This window comes from Dietzia sp. B44 (assembly GCF_014145245.1).
GTDB classification, from domain to species: domain Bacteria; phylum Actinomycetota; class Actinomycetes; order Mycobacteriales; family Mycobacteriaceae; genus Dietzia; species Dietzia natronolimnaea.
The window spans coordinates 1-1,283 of the sequence record NZ_JAALEF010000364.1; the positions used below are offsets into that span (position 1 = coordinate 1).

The 1,283-nt window shown below is 70.9% G+C and carries 2 protein-coding genes; one reads left to right on the forward strand and one right to left on the reverse strand.

Annotated features, from left to right (window positions below; genetic code table 11):
• Positions 1 to 368, forward strand: a 368-nt coding sequence (locus tag G6017_RS11975) for a prepilin peptidase (protein WP_182617547.1), incomplete at its 5' end; no start/stop codon positions are given.
• On the opposite strand, the gene G6017_RS11980 is transcribed toward G6017_RS11975, so the two are convergent.
• Positions 365 to 1,283, reverse strand: a 919-nt coding sequence (locus G6017_RS11980) for an ABC transporter permease (RefSeq protein ID WP_182617549.1), incomplete at its 5' end; no start/stop codon positions are given. The two genes, G6017_RS11975 and G6017_RS11980, sit on opposite strands and share 4 nt — an antisense overlap.

Sequence of the window (1,283 nt, forward strand, 5' to 3'; positions counted from 1 at the left end):
TCCCCATGTACCCGGTCCTCCTGGCGACGTTGGGCGTGGCGTCCGCGGTGACCGGGGACTGGGGCGCCCTGGGGCGCGCCGCCGCCGCGGCGCTCGCCCTGCTGGCCTTCTACTTCACCCTGGCGTTCATCAACCCCTCGGGACTCGGGCTGGGCGACGTCAAACTCGCCGGCGTGCTCGGCCTCTTCCTGGGCTGGCTCGGGTGGTACTACGTCTTGGTCGGGACTCTGGCCGCGTTCGCGCTCAACGCCGTGGTGGCGTTGGTGCTACTCCTCAGCCGTAGAGCCGACCGTCACACCGGCATCGCATTCGGGCCCGCGATGATCGCCGGAGCGGCGGCGGCCGCGTGGCTCTCGGTCGGCGGCTAGTCCGCGATCGCCTCCAGCGGGTCGGTCTTGGCGGCCCGGTGCGCCGGCCACAGCGAGGCCAACACCCCCACGAACGCCGAGGCCACCAGGACGATCCCGATGGTCTCCCACGGGATGGTGGTCTCGCTCAGCCCACTGTCCGCCAGCACGGAGACGAACGCCCAGCCCAGATAGACTCCGACCGCCGCGCCGACCAGTGCCCCGAACACCGCGATCTGCGTGGACTCGAGGTTGATCACCCGCCGGACCTGGGACCGCTGCATGCCCACGGCCCGCAGCATGCCGATCTCCGTGCGCCGCTCGATCACCGACAACGCCAGGGTGTTGACGATCCCCAGCACCGCGATCACCAGAGCCAGGCCGAGCAGGGCGTAGATGATCGTCAGCAACTGGTCGATCCCGCCCGACTGGACGTCGATGTACTGCTGCTTGCTCTGCACGGTGGCGATCGGGATGTCGGAGAGCTCCTCGGTGACGGCGGCCAGCACCTGGTCGGGTGAGGTGCCCTCGGCGGCCTTGGCCAGCACGATCGCGGTCGAGCGGAGGTTCTCCGGAACCAGCCGTTCGTAGACGTCGATACCGGTGTAGAAGGGTCCGAGGATCTGGGCGTCGTCGTAGACACCGGTCACCCGGAGGGTGGACTCACTGCCGTCCGGGCCGACGAGCGGAACCCGGGTGCCCATCGACCAGCCGTTGTCGCGCGCGACCTCCCGGGACACCACGAGGGAATCGGCCTCCGGCTCGAGTGAGCCGTCGAGGACGGTGGCCTCGAGCAGCTCCCCGACCGGCCCGCCGGCGGCCGCGAGCGCCTGGGGCTCGCCCCCGAGCTGGCCGAAACCGAACGCCAACCAGGCCACGTCCCCGACGCCGTCGACGCCCGCGATCTGGTCCTCGATCCCGCCGGCCAGCGGGGTC